The 16,319-nt window shown below is 58.8% G+C and carries 13 protein-coding genes; all 13 read left to right on the forward strand.

The genetic code is table 11. From position 1 onward, the window contains the following. Positions 1–2 precede the first annotated feature (2 nt). Complete coding sequence (locus ACLH1U_RS13935; protein WP_023291977.1) at positions 3–1,769, forward strand: peptidoglycan glycosyltransferase FtsI; 1,767 nt, start codon at positions 3–5, stop codon at positions 1,767–1,769. Continuing rightward, complete coding sequence (gene murE / locus ACLH1U_RS13940) at positions 1,756–3,243, forward strand: UDP-N-acetylmuramoyl-L-alanyl-D-glutamate--2,6-diaminopimelate ligase (protein ID WP_023291978.1); 1,488 nt, start codon at positions 1,756–1,758, stop codon at positions 3,241–3,243. The genes ACLH1U_RS13935 and murE overlap by 14 nt, the downstream gene beginning before the upstream one ends. Beyond that, positions 3,240–4,598, forward strand: a complete 1,359-nt coding sequence (murF, locus tag ACLH1U_RS13945) for a UDP-N-acetylmuramoyl-tripeptide--D-alanyl-D-alanine ligase (RefSeq protein ID WP_032453841.1) — start codon at positions 3,240–3,242, stop codon at positions 4,596–4,598. Before murE ends, murF begins: the two co-directional genes overlap by 4 nt. Beyond that, positions 4,592–5,674 (forward strand): phospho-N-acetylmuramoyl-pentapeptide-transferase, encoded by a 1,083-nt coding sequence (gene mraY / locus ACLH1U_RS13950; RefSeq protein WP_004204335.1) that lies wholly within the window; start codon positions 4,592–4,594, stop codon positions 5,672–5,674. The genes murF and mraY overlap by 7 nt, the downstream gene beginning before the upstream one ends. A gap of 2 nt (positions 5,675–5,676) precedes the next feature. After that, complete coding sequence (murD, locus tag ACLH1U_RS13955; RefSeq protein WP_023291980.1) at positions 5,677–6,993, forward strand: UDP-N-acetylmuramoyl-L-alanine--D-glutamate ligase; 1,317 nt, start codon at positions 5,677–5,679, stop codon at positions 6,991–6,993. Further along, positions 6,993–8,267 carry a cell division protein FtsW gene (gene ftsW, locus ACLH1U_RS13960; RefSeq protein WP_004204337.1) on the forward strand — a complete coding sequence of 425 codons (1,275 nt, stop codon included), beginning with the start codon at positions 6,993–6,995 and terminating at the stop codon, positions 8,265–8,267. Before murD ends, ftsW begins: the two co-directional genes overlap by 1 nt. Next, the gene (gene murG, locus ACLH1U_RS13965) at positions 8,264–9,334 is read left to right on the forward strand and encodes an undecaprenyldiphospho-muramoylpentapeptide beta-N-acetylglucosaminyltransferase (RefSeq protein WP_032429099.1); all 1,071 of its coding nucleotides are present in this window, start codon (positions 8,264–8,266) and stop codon (positions 9,332–9,334) included. Before ftsW ends, murG begins: the two co-directional genes overlap by 4 nt. A gap of 47 nt (positions 9,335–9,381) precedes the next feature. Continuing rightward, positions 9,382–10,857: a UDP-N-acetylmuramate--L-alanine ligase gene (gene murC, locus ACLH1U_RS13970; protein ID WP_411299305.1), complete on the forward strand. Its 1,476-nt coding sequence runs from the start codon at positions 9,382–9,384 to the stop codon at positions 10,855–10,857. After that, on the forward strand, positions 10,850–11,770 hold the full coding sequence (locus tag ACLH1U_RS13975) for a D-alanine--D-alanine ligase (RefSeq protein WP_023291983.1): 921 nt from the start codon (positions 10,850–10,852) through the stop codon (positions 11,768–11,770). Before murC ends, ACLH1U_RS13975 begins: the two co-directional genes overlap by 8 nt. Before the next feature lies 1 nt (position 11,771). Continuing rightward, a complete protein-coding gene (gene ftsQ, locus ACLH1U_RS13980) occupies positions 11,772–12,602 on the forward strand; it encodes a cell division protein FtsQ (protein ID WP_004204342.1) in 831 nt (276 codons plus the stop codon). Continuing rightward, positions 12,599–13,861 (forward strand): cell division protein FtsA, encoded by a 1,263-nt coding sequence (gene ftsA, locus ACLH1U_RS13985; protein WP_004204343.1) that lies wholly within the window; start codon positions 12,599–12,601, stop codon positions 13,859–13,861. Before ftsQ ends, ftsA begins: the two co-directional genes overlap by 4 nt. 62 nt (positions 13,862–13,923) lie before the next feature. Continuing rightward, a complete protein-coding gene (gene ftsZ / locus ACLH1U_RS13990) occupies positions 13,924–15,075 on the forward strand; it encodes a cell division protein FtsZ (protein WP_002888628.1) in 1,152 nt (383 codons plus the stop codon). A 100-nt stretch (positions 15,076–15,175) separates the two neighbouring features. Then, entirely contained in the window at positions 15,176–16,093 is a 918-nt protein-coding gene (lpxC, locus tag ACLH1U_RS13995; protein WP_002888632.1) for a UDP-3-O-acyl-N-acetylglucosamine deacetylase, read from the forward strand. The last annotated feature ends 226 nt before the right edge of the window (positions 16,094–16,319 follow it).

The following is a 16,319-nucleotide window of genomic DNA, read 5'->3' on the forward strand; positions in this document are numbered from 1 at the left end:
GGATGAAAGCAGCGCCAAAAACGCCAAAAGCAAAACGTCAGGAAGAACAGGCCAACTTTATCAGTTGGCGTTTTGCGTTGCTGTGCGGCTGCATTCTGCTGGCGCTGACTTTCCTGCTGGGGCGCGTTGCCTGGCTACAGGTGGTCAGCCCGGATATGCTGGTGCGTCAGGGCGATATGCGTTCCCTGCGCGTACAGGAAGTGTCCACCGCGCGCGGGATGATTACCGACCGCTCTGGACGTCCGCTGGCGGTCAGCGTGCCGGTGAAAGCTATCTGGGCCGATCCGAAAGAACTCCATGATGCCGGCGGGGTAACCCTGGATACGCGCTGGAAGGCGCTGGCGGATGCCCTCAATATGCCGCTGGATCAGCTGGCGACGCGCATCAATACCAATCCGCGGATGCGTTTCATCTATCTGGCGCGTCAGGTTAACCCTGACATGGCCGACTACATCAAAAAACTGAAGCTGCCGGGCATTCATCTGCGTGAAGAATCCCGTCGTTACTACCCTTCCGGGGAAGTGACCGCTCACCTCATCGGTTTTACCAACGTCGACAGCCAGGGGATTGAAGGGGTCGAAAAAAGCTTTGATAAATGGCTCACCGGCCAGCCGGGCGAGCGTATCGTGCGTAAAGACCGCTATGGCCGGGTAATTGAAGACATCTCTTCCACCGACAGCCAGGCGGCGCACAACCTGGCGCTGAGTATCGACGAGCGTCTGCAGGCGCTGGTCTATCGTGAGCTGAACAACGCCGTGGCCTTTAACAAAGCCGAGTCCGGCAGCGCGGTGTTAGTGGACGTGAACACCGGCGAAGTGCTGGCGATGGCCAACAGCCCGTCCTACAACCCAAACAACTTCGCCGGCACGGCGAAAGACACCATGCGTAACCGCGCCATCACCGACGTCTTCGAACCGGGTTCGACGGTGAAGCCGATGGTGGTGATGACGGCGCTGCAGCGCGGTATCGTCAACGAAAATACCGTGCTCAATACCGTGCCTTATCGAATTAACGGCCACGAAATTAAAGACGTGGCGCGCTACAGCGAATTGACCCTGACCGGGGTGCTACAGAAGTCGAGTAACGTCGGTGTTTCTAAGCTGGCGTTAGCGATGCCGTCCTCAGCGTTAGTAGATACTTACTCACGTTTTGGGCTTGGAAAGGCGACCAATTTGGGGTTGGTCGGAGAACGCAGTGGCTTATATCCTCAAAAACAACGGTGGTCTGACATAGAGAGGGCCACCTTTTCTTTCGGCTACGGGCTAATGGTAACCCCGTTACAGTTAGCGCGAGTCTACGCAACGATTGGCAGCTACGGCATCTATCGCCCGCTGTCGATTACCAAAGTTGATCCACCGGTTCCGGGCGAGCGTGTCTTCCCGGAATCACTCGTTCGTACCGTCGTTCATATGATGGAAAGCGTGGCGCTGCCCGGCGGCGGCGGCGTGAAAGCGGCGATCAAAGGCTATCGCATCGCGATTAAAACCGGTACGGCGAAAAAAGTGGGGCCGGATGGCCGCTATATCAACAAATATATTGCTTACACCGCAGGCGTTGCGCCCGCCAGCCATCCGCGCTTTGCGCTGGTGGTGGTGATCAACGACCCGCAGGCAGGTAAATACTACGGTGGCGCCGTTTCCGCGCCGGTGTTCGGTGCCATCATGGGCGGCGTATTGCGCACCATGAACATCGAACCGGATGCGCTGGCAACGGGCGAAAAAAGTGAATTTGTAATTAATCAAGGCGAGGGAACAGGTGGCAGATCGTAATTTGCGCGACCTTCTCGCTCCATGGGTGCCAAACGCACCGGAGCGCATTCTGCGAGAGATGACGCTGGACAGCCGGGTGGCGGCTTCCGGCGATCTCTTTATCGCGGTACAGGGTCATCAGGCGGACGGGCGTCGTTATATCCCGCAGGCGATAGCGCAAGGTGTGGCTGCCATTATTGCTGAAGCGCAGGGCGAAGCGAAAGACGGTGAGATCCGTGAAATGCACGGCGTGCCGGTTATCTACCTGAGCCAGCTTAACGAACGTTTATCGGCGCTGGCCGGGCGTTTTTATCATCAGCCGTCGCAGCAGCTGCGTCTGGTGGGCGTGACCGGTACCAACGGCAAAACCACCACCACCCAGCTTCTGGCGCAATGGGCGAAACTGCTCGGCGAAACCAGCGCGGTGATGGGGACCGTCGGCAACGGGCTGCTGGATAAAGTGGTGCCGAGCGAAAACACCACCGGCTCTGCGGTCGATGTTCAGCATGTGCTTTCCGGCCTGGTCGAGCAGGGGGCAACCTTCGGCGCGATGGAAGTCTCTTCCCACGGGCTGGTGCAGCACCGCGTGGCGGCCGTGCAGTTTGCCGCCTCGGTATTTACCAACCTGAGCCGCGACCACCTCGACTACCATGGCGATATGGCGCACTACGAAGCGGCGAAATGGCTGCTGTACTCCACCCACCATTGCGGCCAGGCCATCGTCAACGCTGACGATGAAGTCGGTCGTCGCTGGCTGGCGAAGCTGCCGGACGCGGTGGCGGTGTCGATGGAAGATCATATCAATCCGAACTGCCACGGCCGCTGGCTGAAGGCCACCGCGGTCAACTATCACGACAGCGGCGCCACCATCCAGTTTGACTCCAGCTGGGGCAACGGTGAAATCGAAAGTCGCCTGATGGGCGCCTTTAACGTCAGCAACCTGCTGCTGGCGCTGGCCACGCTGCTGGCGCTGGGCTATCCGCTGGCCGATCTGCTGAAAACGGCGGCTCGTTTACAGCCGGTATGCGGCCGTATGGAAGTGTTCAGCGCGCCCGGTAAACCGGCCGTGGTGGTGGATTATGCCCATACGCCTGACGCGCTGGAAAAAGCGCTGCAGGCCGCGCGCCTGCACTGCAGCGGCAAGCTGTGGTGCGTCTTCGGCTGCGGCGGAGACCGCGACAAAGGCAAGCGTCCGCTGATGGGGGCGATTGCTGAAGAGTTCGCCGATATCGTGGTCGTCACTGACGACAACCCGCGTACCGAAGAGCCGCGGGCGATTATCAACGATATTCTGGCCGGCATGCTTGATGCAGGTCATGCAAAAGTGATGGAAGGCCGTGCGGAAGCGGTGACCAACGCCGTGATGCAGGCGCAGGAGAACGACGTGGTGCTGGTGGCGGGTAAAGGCCATGAAGATTACCAGATCGTCGGCAACCGTCGTCTGGATTATTCCGACCGCGTCACCGTCGCGCGTCTGCTGGGAGCGGTAGCATGATTCGCTTTACGTTAAGCCAGCTCGCCGCGATCGCTCATGGCGAACGGCAGGGTAGCGATATCGCTATCGACGAGGTGACCACCGACACCCGTAAAGTCACGGCGGGCTGCCTGTTTGTGGCGCTGAAAGGCGAGCGTTTCGACGCCCATGATTTTGTCGAACAGGCGAAAGCGGCAGGCGCCGGCGCGCTGCTGGTGAGCCGTCCGCTGCCCTGCGATCTCCCGCAGGTGATCGTGAAAGATACCCGGCAGGCTTTCGGCGAGTTGGCCGCCTGGGTACGTCAGCAGGTGCCGACCCGCGTCGTCGCCCTGACCGGCTCGTCCGGTAAAACCTCGGTCAAAGAGATGACCGCGGCGATCCTCAGCCAGTGCGGCAGCACGCTGTATACCGCCGGCAACCTGAACAACGATATCGGCGTACCGATGACCCTGCTGCGTCTGACCAAAGAACATCAGTACGCGGTGATTGAGCTTGGCGCCAACCACCAGGGCGAAATCGCCTGGACCGTCAGCCTGACGCGTCCGGAAGCGGCGCTGGTCAACAACCTTGCCGCCGCGCACCTTGAAGGTTTCGGTTCGCTGGCGGGCGTGGCGAAGGCGAAGGGCGAAATCTATACCGGTCTGCCGGAAAACGGCATCGCCATTCTCAATGCCGACAACAACGACTGGCTGAACTGGCAGGCGGTGATTGGCGATCGCAAAGTGTGGCGCTTCTCGCCGAACGCGGCCAACAGCGATTTCACCGCGACTAACGTGCAGATCACCAGCCACGGCACCGAATTTACGCTGCAGACCCCAACCGGCAACGTTGACGTACTGCTGCCGCTGCCGGGACGCCACAACATCGCTAACGCGCTGGCGGCGACCTCGCTGGCGATGGCGGTAGGCGCCGATCTGGCGGCGGTGAAAGCCGGTCTGGCGCAACTGCAGGCCGTTCCGGGACGTCTGTTCCCGATCCGCCTGACCGAGAGCCAGCTGCTGCTGGATGACTCCTATAACGCTAACGTCGGTTCGATGACCGCGGCGGTGCAGGTGCTGTCAGAGATGCCCGGCTTCCGGACGATGGTGGTCGGCGATATGGCGGAGCTTGGCGCGGAAAGCGCGGCTTGCCATCGTGAAGTCGGCGAAGCGGCGAAAGCGGCAGGGCTGGATTGCGTTCTCAGCGTCGGCGCCTTGAGCGCGGATATCAGCCGCGCCAGCGGCGTGGGCGAACATTTTAACGATAAAGCCGCCGTGGTGGCTCGCCTGCGCGAGCTGCTGGCGGAGCATAAGATAATGACCATTTTAGTGAAGGGTTCACGTAGTGCCGCCATGGAAGAGGTAGTACGCGCATTACAGGAGACTGGGACATGTTAGTATGGCTGGCCGAACATTTGGTCAAATATTATTCCGGCTTTAACGTCTTTTCGTATTTGACGTTTCGCGCCATCGTCAGCCTGCTGACCGCGCTGTTCATCTCTCTGTGGATGGGCCCGCGCATGATCGCCCGTCTGCAAAAACTCTCCTTCGGCCAGGTGGTTCGTAACGACGGTCCGGAGTCCCACTTCAGCAAACGCGGCACGCCGACCATGGGGGGGATCATGATCCTCACTGCGATCACCGTGTCAGTGCTGCTGTGGGCTTACCCCTCCAACCCGTACGTCTGGTGCGTGCTGACGGTATTAATCGGCTACGGGATCATCGGCTTCGTTGATGACTACCGTAAAGTGGTGCGCAAAGACACCAAAGGCCTGATCGCCCGCTGGAAGTATTTCTGGATGTCGGTGATCGCGCTGGGCGTGGCGTTCGCGCTCTATCTGGCCGGGAAAGACACCCCGGCGACCGAGCTGGTGGTGCCGTTCTTTAAAGACGTCATGCCGCAGCTGGGGCTGTTCTATATCCTGCTGGCCTACTTCGTGATCGTCGGCACCGGCAATGCGGTTAACCTGACCGACGGTCTCGACGGCCTGGCGATCATGCCCACCGTCTTCGTCGCGGCGGGTTTTGCGCTGGTGGCGTGGGCGACCGGTAACATGAATTTCGCCAACTACCTGCACATCCCCTATCTGCGCCACGCCGGCGAACTGGTGATCGTCTGTACGGCGATCGTCGGCGCGGGGCTGGGCTTTCTGTGGTTTAACACCTATCCGGCGCAGGTCTTTATGGGCGACGTCGGTTCGCTGGCGCTCGGCGGCGCGCTGGGCATTATCGCCGTGCTGCTGCGTCAGGAATTCCTGCTGGTGATTATGGGCGGCGTTTTCGTGGTGGAGACCCTGTCGGTGATCCTGCAGGTCGGCTCCTTTAAGCTGCGCGGTCAGCGTATCTTCCGCATGGCGCCGATCCACCACCACTATGAACTGAAAGGCTGGCCGGAGCCGCGCGTTATCGTGCGCTTCTGGATTATTTCGCTGATGCTGGTGCTGATTGGCCTGGCGACGCTGAAGGTACGTTAATCATGGCAGATTATCAGGGTAAAAAAGTCGTCATTATTGGGCTGGGCATGACCGGCCTGTCATGCGTGGACTTTTTCATGGCGCGCGGCGTAACCCCGCGCGTGATGGACACCCGCGTCGCGCCTCCCGGGCTGGATAAATTGCCTGAATCGGTCGAATGCCATGTCGGCGGCCTCAATGATACCTGGCTGCTGGCGGCGGATCTGATTGTCGCCAGTCCCGGCATCGCGCTGGCTCATCCTTCGTTGAGCGCGGCGGCGGACGCTGGCGTAGAGATCGTTGGCGATATCGAACTGTTCTGCCGCGAAGCGCAGGCGCCGATCATCGCCATTACCGGCTCGAACGGCAAAAGCACCGTCACCACCCTGGTGGGCGAGATGGCGAAAGCGGCCGGGGTTAACGTCGGCGTGGGCGGCAATATCGGCCTGCCGGCGCTGATGCTGCTGGATACCGATCGTGAGCTGTATGTCCTGGAGCTCTCCAGCTTCCAGCTGGAAACCACCTCCAGCCTGCAGGCGGTGGCGGCAACCATCCTCAACGTGACTGAGGACCATATGGACCGCTACCCGCTGGGGCTGCAGCAGTATCGCGCCGCGAAGCTGCGGATTTACGAGAATGCGAAGACCTGCGTGGTCAACGCGGACGATGCGCTCACCATGCCGGTACGCGGCGCGGACGATCGCTGCATCAGCTTTGGCGTCGATGTCGGTGACTACCACCTTAACCGTCAGCAGGGCGAGACCTGGCTGCGCGTTAAAGGTGAGAAAGTCCTCAATGTAAAAGAGATGTCTATCACGGGTCAGCATAACTACAGCAACGCCCTGGCGGCGCTGGCGCTGGCCGATGCCGCGGGCCTGCCGCGTGCCAGCAGCCTGAAGGCGCTGACCACCTTTACCGGCCTGGCGCATCGCTTCCAGCTGGTGCTGGATCACAACGGCGTGCGCTGGATTAACGACTCGAAGGCAACCAACGTCGGCAGTACCGAGGCGGCGCTGAACGGCCTGCAGCTTGATGGCACGCTGTATCTGCTGCTGGGCGGCGACGGCAAGTCCGCTGATTTCACCCCGCTGAAGCGCTACCTTGGCGGCGATCGTATCCGCCTGTACTGCTTTGGTCGCGATGGCGCCGAGCTCGCCGAGCTGCGTCCTGAGGTGGCGGTACAAACTGAAACCATGGAACAGGCGATGCGTCAGATAGCGCCCCTGGTGAAAGCGGGCGACATGGTTCTCCTGTCGCCGGCCTGCGCCAGCCTGGATCAGTTTAAGAACTTTGAACAACGGGGCGAGATGTTTGCCCGCCTGGCGAAGGAGTTAGGTTGATGCGTTTCTCTCTCCCACGCCTGAGAATGCCGCAACTGAGCTTGCCTCGGTTGAGACTGCCGCGACTGCCGGGGATGTTTATCTTCGCCTGGCTGTTCGCCGCGCTGAAAGGCTGGGTGATGGGCTCGCGCCCAAAAGATAACGACAGTCTGGTGATGTATGACCGGATGCTGCTGTGGCTGACCTTCGGCCTGGCGGCGATCGGCTTTATTATGGTGACCTCGGCGTCAATGCCGGTGGGGCAGCGTCTGGCGAACGATCCTTTCCTCTTCGCCAAGCGTGACGGCCTGTACATTGTGCTGGCCTTTGTCCTCGCGCTGGTGACGCTGCGACTGCCGATGGATTTCTGGCAGCGCCACAGTACCGCGATGCTGATCGCCTCGATCGTCATGCTGCTGATCGTGCTGGTGGTGGGTAGCTCGGTAAACGGTGCATCGCGCTGGATCGCCCTCGGTCCGCTGCGCATTCAGCCGGCGGAGTTCACCAAGCTGTCGCTGTTCTGCTACATCGCCAACTATCTGGTGCGTAAAGCTGATGAAGTGCGCAACAACCTGCGCGGCTTCTTAAAACCGATGGGCGTGATTTTCGTGCTGGCGATCCTGCTGCTGGCGCAGCCTGACCTCGGTACGGTGGTGGTGCTGTTCGTCACCACGCTGGCGATGCTGTTCCTCGCGGGGGCCAAGCTGTGGCAGTTCATCGCCATTATCGGCATGGGCATCTCGGCGGTGGTCCTGTTGATCCTCGCCGAACCGTACCGTATTCGCCGCGTGACCTCCTTCTGGAACCCGTGGGAAGACCCGTTCGGCAGCGGCTACCAGCTGACCCAGTCGCTGATGGCCTTTGGCCGCGGCGAGATGTGGGGGCAGGGACTCGGTAACTCGGTGCAAAAACTGGAGTATTTGCCGGAAGCGCACACTGACTTTATCTTCGCCATCATCGGCGAAGAACTCGGTTATATCGGTGTGGTACTGGCGCTTTTAATGGTATTCTTCGTCGCTTTCCGCGCCATGTCGATTGGCCGAAAAGCGCTGGAGATCGATCATCGCTTCTCCGGCTTCCTCGCCTGTGCGATTGGTATCTGGTTTAGCTTCCAGGCGTTAGTTAACGTCGGGGCGGCGGCGGGGATGCTGCCGACGAAAGGTCTGACGCTGCCGCTGATCAGTTATGGTGGTTCCAGTCTGCTGATTATGTCGACGGCCATCATGTTGTTGTTGCGAATTGATTATGAAACGCGTCTGGAAAAAGCCCAGGCGTTTACACGGGGTGTTCGATGAGCGGTCAGGAAAAGCGGTTGATGGTGATGGCGGGCGGTACCGGCGGGCATGTGTTCCCGGGACTGGCGGTCGCGCACCATCTAATGGACCAGGGCTGGCAGGTTCGCTGGCTGGGTACCGCCGATCGTATGGAAGCGGATTTAGTGCCGAAAAACGGCATCGAGATTGATTTTATCCGTATCTCCGGCCTGCGTGGCAAAGGGATTAAAGCACAGCTGCTGGCGCCGGTGCGGATCTTCAACGCCTGGCGTCAGGCGCGGGCGATCATGAAGCGTTTCCAGCCGGACGTGGTGCTGGGCATGGGCGGCTATGTGTCCGGGCCTGGCGGTCTGGCGGCGTGGTCGCTGGGGATCCCGGTGGTCCTCCACGAGCAAAACGGCATTGCCGGCCTGACCAACAAGTGGCTGGCGAAGATTGCGAAGAAAGTGATGCAGGCGTTTCCCGGCGCCTTTCCGCATGCGGACGTGGTCGGGAATCCGGTGCGCACCGATGTGCTGGCGCTGCCGCTGCCGGGGCAGCGTCTGGTGGGCCGTCAGGGGCCGATTCGCGTACTGGTGGTCGGTGGCTCTCAGGGCGCGCGCGTCCTGAACCAGACCATGCCGCAGGTGGCGGCGAAGCTCGGCGATACGGTGACCATCTGGCATCAGAGCGGTAAAGGCGGCCAGCAAACCGTGCAGCAGGCCTATGCCGCCGCGGGGCAGCCGCAGCATAAAGTGACGGAATTTATTGATGATATGGCCGCGGCGTATGCCTGGGCAGATGTCGTGGTTTGCCGTTCCGGCGCGCTGACGGTCAGCGAAATCGCGGCCGCAGGCTTACCGGCGCTGTTTGTACCGTTCCAGCACAAAGATCGTCAGCAGTACTGGAATGCGCTGCCGCTGGAGAAAGCCGGCGCGGCGAAAATTCTCGAACAGCCGGCGTTCACGGTAGAGGCGGTAGCCTCTACTCTGGCGAGCTGGGATCGGGAAACCTTGCTGGATATGGCGGAACGAGCGCGTGGCGCTTCGATTCCGGACGCTACCGAGCGGGTAGCAGAAGAGGTCAGCGCCGTAGCTTTGGCGCGCTAATTGCGGTGATTTTCACCGCCCGAATACAGAAGTTGATGGCGTAAAGAATGAATACACAAGATTTGGCAAAACTGCGTTCCATAGTGCCCGAGATGCGTCGCGTCCGGCACATTCACTTTGTCGGCATCGGCGGTGCCGGTATGGGCGGTATTGCCGAAGTGTTGGCTAATGAAGGTTACCAGATCAGCGGCTCCGACCTGGCGCCGAATCCGGTGACCCAGCAGCTGTCGCAGCTTGGCGCCACCATTTATTTCAACCATCGCCCGGAAAACGTGCGCGATGCCAGCGTTGTGGTCGTTTCCAGCGCGATTTCCGCCGATAACCCGGAAATCGTCGCCGCGCACGAAGCGCGCATCCCGGTGATCCGCCGTGCGGAAATGCTGGCGGAGCTGATGCGCTTCCGTCACGGGATCGCGATTGCCGGAACTCACGGCAAAACCACCACCACCGCGATGGTGTCCAGTATTTACGCCGAAGCCGGGCTGGACCCGACCTTCGTCAACGGCGGGTTGGTGAAAGCGGCGGGCGTGCATGCCCGTCTCGGCCATAGCCGTTACCTGATTGCGGAAGCGGATGAGAGCGATGCGTCGTTCCTGCATCTGCAGCCGATGGTCGCGATTGTGACCAACATCGAAGCCGACCATATGGATACCTACCATGGCGACTTCGAAAATCTGAAGCAGACCTTTATTAATTTCCTGCACAACCTGCCGTTCTACGGACGCGCGGTAATGTGCGTGGACGATCCGGTTATTCGTGAACTGCTGCCGCGCGTCGGCCGGCAGATCACCACCTACGGTTTCAGCGACGACGCCGACGTTCGCGTAGAAGACTACCGTCAGGTTGGGGCGCAGGGGCATTTCCGCCTGGTGCGTCAGGATAAAGAACTGCTGCAGGTGACGCTCAATGCCCCGGGACGCCATAACGCGCTGAACGCGGCGGCGGCGGTTGCCGTGGCGACGGAAGAGGGGATTGACGATCAGGCGATCCTGCGCGCGCTGGAAAGATTCCAGGGTACCGGCCGTCGCTTCGACTTTCTTGGCGAATATCCGCTGACGGAAGTCAACGGCAAAGCGGGCAGCGCGATGCTGATCGATGACTACGGCCACCACCCGACGGAAGTCGACGCCACTATCAAAGCGGCGCGTGCCGGCTGGCCGGATAAAAATCTGGTGATGGTATTCCAGCCGCACCGTTATACCCGTACTCGCGATCTGTACGATGATTTCGCCAACGTGCTGACCCAGGTCGATGCGCTGCTGATGCTCGATGTCTACCCGGCAGGCGAAGCGCCGATCCCGGGCGCCGACAGCCGCTCGCTGTGCCGTACGATCCGTGGTCGCGGTAAAGTCGACCCGATTCTGGTATCCGACCCGGCGCAGGCCGCGGCGATGCTGGCGTCGGTGCTGACCGGCAACGATTTAGTGCTGGTGCAAGGTGCCGGAAACATTGGAAAAATCGCCCGTCACCTGGCTGAAATCAAACTGATCCCGCAAAAAACGGAGGAGGAGCGCCATGGCTGATAAAATCGCGGTGCTTTTCGGTGGAACCTCCGCTGAACGTGAAGTGTCGCTGAATTCAGGCGCCGCGGTGCTGGCCGGGCTGCGTGAAGCCGGGGTGGATGCCCATCCGGTTGACCCGCGCGATGTCGATATTACCCAGTTGAAAAAGCTGGGCTTTAAGAAAGCGTTTATTGCACTCCACGGCCGCGGCGGGGAAGATGGCACGCTGCAGGGGCTGTTGGATCTGATCCAGCTGCCTTATACCGGCAGCGGCGTGATGGCTTCGGCGATTTCAATGGATAAACTGCGCAGCAAATGGCTGTGGCAGGGGGCCGGATTACCGGTCGCGCCGTGGGTGGCGCTGACCCGCGCCCAGTTTAGCGCCGGATTATCTGCTGATGTCGAACAGCAGATTGCGGCGCTGGGTCTGCCGCTCATCATCAAGCCCAGCCGCGAAGGCTCCAGCGTTGGGATGTCGAAAGTCAGCGAAAGCTGTGATTTAGCGAGTGCACTCGCGCTGGCTTTTCAGCATGATGATGAAGTTTTGGTCGAAAAATGGCTCAGTGGGCCGGAATTTACCGTCGCCATCGTCGGTGAAGAAATTTTACCGTCAATACGTATCCAGGCGGCTGGAACCTTCTATGATTATGAGGCGAAGTATCTCTCTGATGAGACGCAATATTTCTGCCCAGGATTGGAAGATCCAGCGCGTGAGTCGGTCATTCAGAGCCTGGTGCTTAAAGCCTGGAATGTTCTGGGTTGCAAAGGCTGGGGCCGTATTGACGTGATGCTGGACAGCGATGGCCAGTTTTATCTGCTGGAAGCGAATACTTCCCCGGGCATGACCAGCCATAGCCTTGTACCGATGGCGGCGCGTCAGGCAGGAATGAGCTTCTCCCAGCTTGTTGTACGAATTCTGGACCTGGCGGGGTGATATGTCGCAGGCTGCGCTGAATACGCGGAACCATGAAGAGGACGTTTCTTCTTCGCGTCGGAGTAATGGAACGCGGCTGGCAGGGATCGTTTTCCTGCTGGCGGTGCTGTTTACCGTGCTGGTCAGCGGGTGGATGGTTCTTGGCTGGATGGAAGACGCGCAGCGTTTACCGCTGTCGAAGATGGTGGTGACCGGCGAGCGTCACTATACGCGCAATGATGACATCCGCCAGGCGATCCTGGCGCTGGGTTCGCCGGGCACCTTTATGACTCAGGATGTGAACATCATTCAGAGTCAGATTGAACGTCTGCCATGGATTAAGCAGGCGAGCGTCCGAAAGCAGTGGCCCGATGAATTGAAGATTCATCTGGTTGAATATGTGCCGATTGCACGCTGGAATGATCAACATATGGTGGATGCAGAAGGAAATGCCTTCAGCGTGCCGGCGGATCGCACCAGCAAACAGAATTTACCGATGTTATATGGCCCGGAAGGCAGCGAGAACGAAGTGCTGCAAGGGTACCGTGACATGGGGCAGGTGCTGGCAAAGGATAAATTCACGTTGAAAGTGGCGGCAATGACCGCCCGTCGTTCCTGGCAGTTGACGCTTAATAATGACATTAAGCTCAACCTTGGCCGTGGCGACACCATGAAACGGCTTCAGCGCTTTATGGAACTCTACCCGGTTCTTCAGCAGCAGGCGCAGACCGACGGCAAACGGATTAGCTACGTTGATTTGCGTTATGACTCGGGTGCGGCAGTGGGCTGGGTACCTGCTCCCGCAGAGGAAACTAATCAACAACAGAATCAGGCACAGGCAGAACAACAATGATCAAGGCGACGGACAGAAAACTGGTAGTTGGACTGGAGATTGGCACCGCCAAGGTGGCCGCTTTAGTAGGGGAAGTTCTGCCCGACGGCATGATTAATATCATCGGCGTGGGCAGTTGCCCATCGCGTGGTATGGATAAAGGCGGTGTGAACGACCTCGAGTCGGTGGTGAAATGCGTACAGCGCGCCATCGACCAGGCCGAACTGATGGCGGATTGCCAGATTTCATCAGTTTATTTGGCTCTTTCGGGTAAACATATAAGCTGTCAGAATGAAATCGGGATGGTACCGATTTCGGAAGAAGAAGTGACGCTGGACGACGTCGAGAACGTGGTCCATACCGCGAAGTCGGTTCGCGTACGCGATGAGCACCGCGTCCTGCACGTGATTCCGCAGGAATACGCCATTGACTACCAGGAAGGGATAAAAAACCCGGTAGGACTGTCCGGCGTGCGTATGCAGGCGAAGGTACATCTGATTACCTGCCATAACGATATGGCGAAAAACATTGTTAAAGCGGTGGAACGTTGTGGTCTGAAAGTTGACCAACTTATTTTCGCCGGTTTAGCGGCCAGTTATTCCGTATTAACAGAAGACGAACGTGAGCTGGGCGTCTGCGTGGTGGATATTGGCGGTGGTACAATGGATATCGCCGTCTATACCGGCGGCGCGCTGCGTCACACCAAAGTGATCCCGTACGCGGGCAACGTGGTGACCAGCGATATCGCCTATGCCTTCGGTACGCCGCCGAGCGACGCCGAAGCCATTAAGGTTCGTCACGGTTGCGCGCTGGGTTCCATCGTCGGTAAAGACGAAAACGTCGAAGTACCGAGCGTAGGCGGACGGCCGCCGCGTAGCCTGCAGCGTCAGACGCTGGCTGAGGTGATTGAACCGCGCTATACCGAACTGCTTAATCTGGTCAATGAAGAGATCCTGCAGCTGCAGGAACAGCTCCGCCAGCAGGGGGTTAAACACCATCTGGCGGCGGGGATTGTGTTAACCGGCGGCGCGGCGCAAATTGAAGGTCTGGCGGCCTGTGCGCAGCGCGTGTTCCATACTCAGGTGCGCATTGGCGCGCCGCTGAACATCACCGGTTTAACGGACTATGCCCAGGAGCCGTATTATTCGACGGCGGTGGGGCTGCTGCACTACGGAAAAGAGTCACATCTGAGTGGTGAAGCGGAAGTCGAAAAACGCGTGACGGCGTCGGTGGGCTCGTGGATTAAGCGACTCAACAGCTGGCTGCGAAAAGAGTTTTAATTTTTTAAGAGAACGCAGACAATTAGCGTTCTCAGGCGACAGGCACAAAACGGAGAGAAACTATGTTTGAACCTATGGAACTGACCAACGACGCGGTGATTAAAGTCATCGGCGTCGGTGGCGGCGGCGGTAATGCCGTTGAACACATGGTGCGCGAGCGCATTGAGGGTGTTGAATTCTTCGCGGTGAACACCGATGCGCAGGCGCTGCGTAAAACGGCTGTTGGCCAGACTATCCAGATCGGTAGCGGTATTACTAAAGGTCTGGGCGCTGGCGCGAACCCGGAAGTCGGCCGTAATGCGGCGGACGAAGACCGTGAAGCGCTGCGCGCGGCCCTTGATGGCGCAGACATGGTGTTCATCGCGGCAGGCATGGGCGGCGGTACCGGTACCGGCGCGGCGCCTGTTGTTGCCGAAGTGGCTAAGGATCTGGGGATCCTCACCGTTGCGGTGGTCACTAAGCCGTTTAATTTTGAAGGCAAGAAGCGCATGGCGTTTGCTGAGCAGGGGATCACCGAGCTGTCCAAGCACGTTGACTCACTGATCACCATCCCGAACGACAAGCTGCTGAAAGTACTTGGCCGCGGCATTTCTCTGCTTGACGCGTTCGGCGCGGCAAACGACGTCCTCAAAGGCGCGGTGCAGGGTATCGCCGAACTGATCACCCGTCCGGGCCTGATGAACGTCGACTTCGCGGACGTCCGTACCGTGATGTCAGAAATGGGCTACGCGATGATGGGCTCCGGCGTGGCGAGCGGTGAAGACCGTGCGGAAGAAGCGGCTGAAATGGCTATCTCTTCTCCGCTGCTGGAAGATATCGACCTGTCCGGCGCGCGCGGCGTGCTGGTTAACATCACAGCGGGCTTCGACCTGCGTCTGGATGAGTTCGAAACCGTGGGTAACACCATCCGCGCATTTGCTTCGGATAACGCCACCGTGGTTATCGGTACCTCTCTGGACCCGGATATGAACGACGAACTGCGCGTCACCGTAGTGGCGACCGGTATCGGCATGGACAAGCGTCCGGAAATTACCCTGGTGACCAACAAACAGGTTCAGCAGCCGGTGATGGATCGCTACCAGCAGCACGGTATGTCCCCGCTGACGCAAGAGCAGAAGCCGGCGGCAAAAGTGGTGAACGACAATACGCCGCAAACCGCGAAAGAGCCGGATTATCTGGATATCCCAGCCTTCCTGCGTAAGCAAGCCGATTAAGAATCGACTGGAAGTTGGGCATCTGCGCTCTTTGTGCTAAACTGGCCTCCCGATAGTGGTGTACACTTCGGTTGGATAGGTAAATTGGCGAGATTATACGATGATCAAACAAAGGACTCTTAAACGTATCGTTCAGGCGACTGGTGTCGGTTTGCATACCGGCAAGAAAGTCACACTGACGTTACGCCCTGCGCCGGCAAATACCGGGGTCATCTATCGTCGCACCGACTTGAATCCACCGGTAGATTTTCCGGCTGATGCCAAATCTGTGCGTGATACCATGCTCTGTACTTGCCTGGTTAATGAGCATGACGTGCGGATTTCTACGGTTGAACACCTGAACGCCGCATTGGCTGGCCTGGGTATCGACAACATTATTGTTGAAGTCGATGCACCGGAAATCCCGATTATGGACGGCAGTGCGGCTCCGTTCGTTTATTTGTTGCTGGACGCCGGCATCGATGAACTGAACTGCGCCAAGAAATTTGTACGTATCAAAGAGACGGTTCGCGTCGAAGATGGCGACAAATGGGCTGAATTCAAACCGTACAATGGTTTTTCGCTGGACTTCACCATCGATTTTAACCATCCGGCGATTGATGCCAGCACCCAGCGCTATACGCTGAACTTCTCGGCCGATGCGTTCATGCGTCAGATTAGTCGTGCGCGTACCTTCGGTTTCATGCGCGATATCGAATATCTGCAGTCCCGCGGCCTGTGCCTGGGCGGCAGCTTCGATTGTGCCATCGTTGTTGACGATTATCGCGTACTGAACGAAGACGGTCTGCGCTTTGAAGACGAATTTGTTCGCCACAAAATGCTGGATGCGATCGGTGACCTGTTTATGTGTGGTCACAACATTATCGGCGCATTCACGGCGTACAAATCGGGTCACGCGTTGAATAACAAACTGCTGCAGGCTGTTCTGGCAAAACAGGAAGCCTGGGAGTATGTGACCTTCGAAGACGACGCAAAACTGCCAATGGCGTTCCGCGCACCGTCGATGGTTTTGGCGTAAGCCTGACCATTCAGTAAATTCGACTGGTAACCTGGTACTCTCTCCGACCAGGGAACCAGTCGTTTTTCTTTTATAGCCTCTTCCCGTTATTTTTCGCTGCGATTTCTGGGTAATAATTAGCGCGCGTTCGCTGCTTTATTAAGCGTTTTCCCCGGGCAACAGCCTTCATTCATGCTGCCTCAGCGCGCTATTAATGTTAGTATTTGAGCGCAAAATTATTTCTCCG

The organism is Klebsiella sp. 1SOBk5mer, assembly GCF_046603115.1.
Taxonomy (GTDB): Bacteria; Pseudomonadota; Gammaproteobacteria; order Enterobacterales; family Enterobacteriaceae; genus Klebsiella; species Klebsiella quasipneumoniae.

What these genes read in the sequence shown, in the direction of transcription:
- ACLH1U_RS13935 (WP_023291977.1), top strand. Translation starts at nt 3, where the DNA reads ATGAAAGCAGCGCCAAAAACGCCAAAAGCAAAACGTCAGGAAGAACAG.
- murF (WP_032453841.1), top strand. Translation starts at nt 3,240, where the DNA reads ATGATTCGCTTTACGTTAAGCCAGCTCGCCGCGATCGCTCATGGCGAA.
- mraY (WP_004204335.1), top strand. Translation starts at nt 4,592, where the DNA reads ATGTTAGTATGGCTGGCCGAACATTTGGTCAAATATTATTCCGGCTTT.
- murD (WP_023291980.1), top strand. Translation starts at nt 5,677, where the DNA reads ATGGCAGATTATCAGGGTAAAAAAGTCGTCATTATTGGGCTGGGCATG.
- ftsW (WP_004204337.1), top strand. Translation starts at nt 6,993, where the DNA reads ATGCGTTTCTCTCTCCCACGCCTGAGAATGCCGCAACTGAGCTTGCCT.
- murG (WP_032429099.1), top strand. Translation starts at nt 8,264, where the DNA reads ATGAGCGGTCAGGAAAAGCGGTTGATGGTGATGGCGGGCGGTACCGGC.
- murC (WP_411299305.1), top strand. Translation starts at nt 9,382, where the DNA reads ATGAATACACAAGATTTGGCAAAACTGCGTTCCATAGTGCCCGAGATG.
- ACLH1U_RS13975 (WP_023291983.1), top strand. Translation starts at nt 10,850, where the DNA reads ATGGCTGATAAAATCGCGGTGCTTTTCGGTGGAACCTCCGCTGAACGT.
- ftsQ (WP_004204342.1), top strand. Translation starts at nt 11,772, where the DNA reads ATGTCGCAGGCTGCGCTGAATACGCGGAACCATGAAGAGGACGTTTCT.
- ftsA (WP_004204343.1), top strand. Translation starts at nt 12,599, where the DNA reads ATGATCAAGGCGACGGACAGAAAACTGGTAGTTGGACTGGAGATTGGC.
- ftsZ (WP_002888628.1), top strand. Translation starts at nt 13,924, where the DNA reads ATGTTTGAACCTATGGAACTGACCAACGACGCGGTGATTAAAGTCATC.
- lpxC (WP_002888632.1), top strand. Translation starts at nt 15,176, where the DNA reads ATGATCAAACAAAGGACTCTTAAACGTATCGTTCAGGCGACTGGTGTC.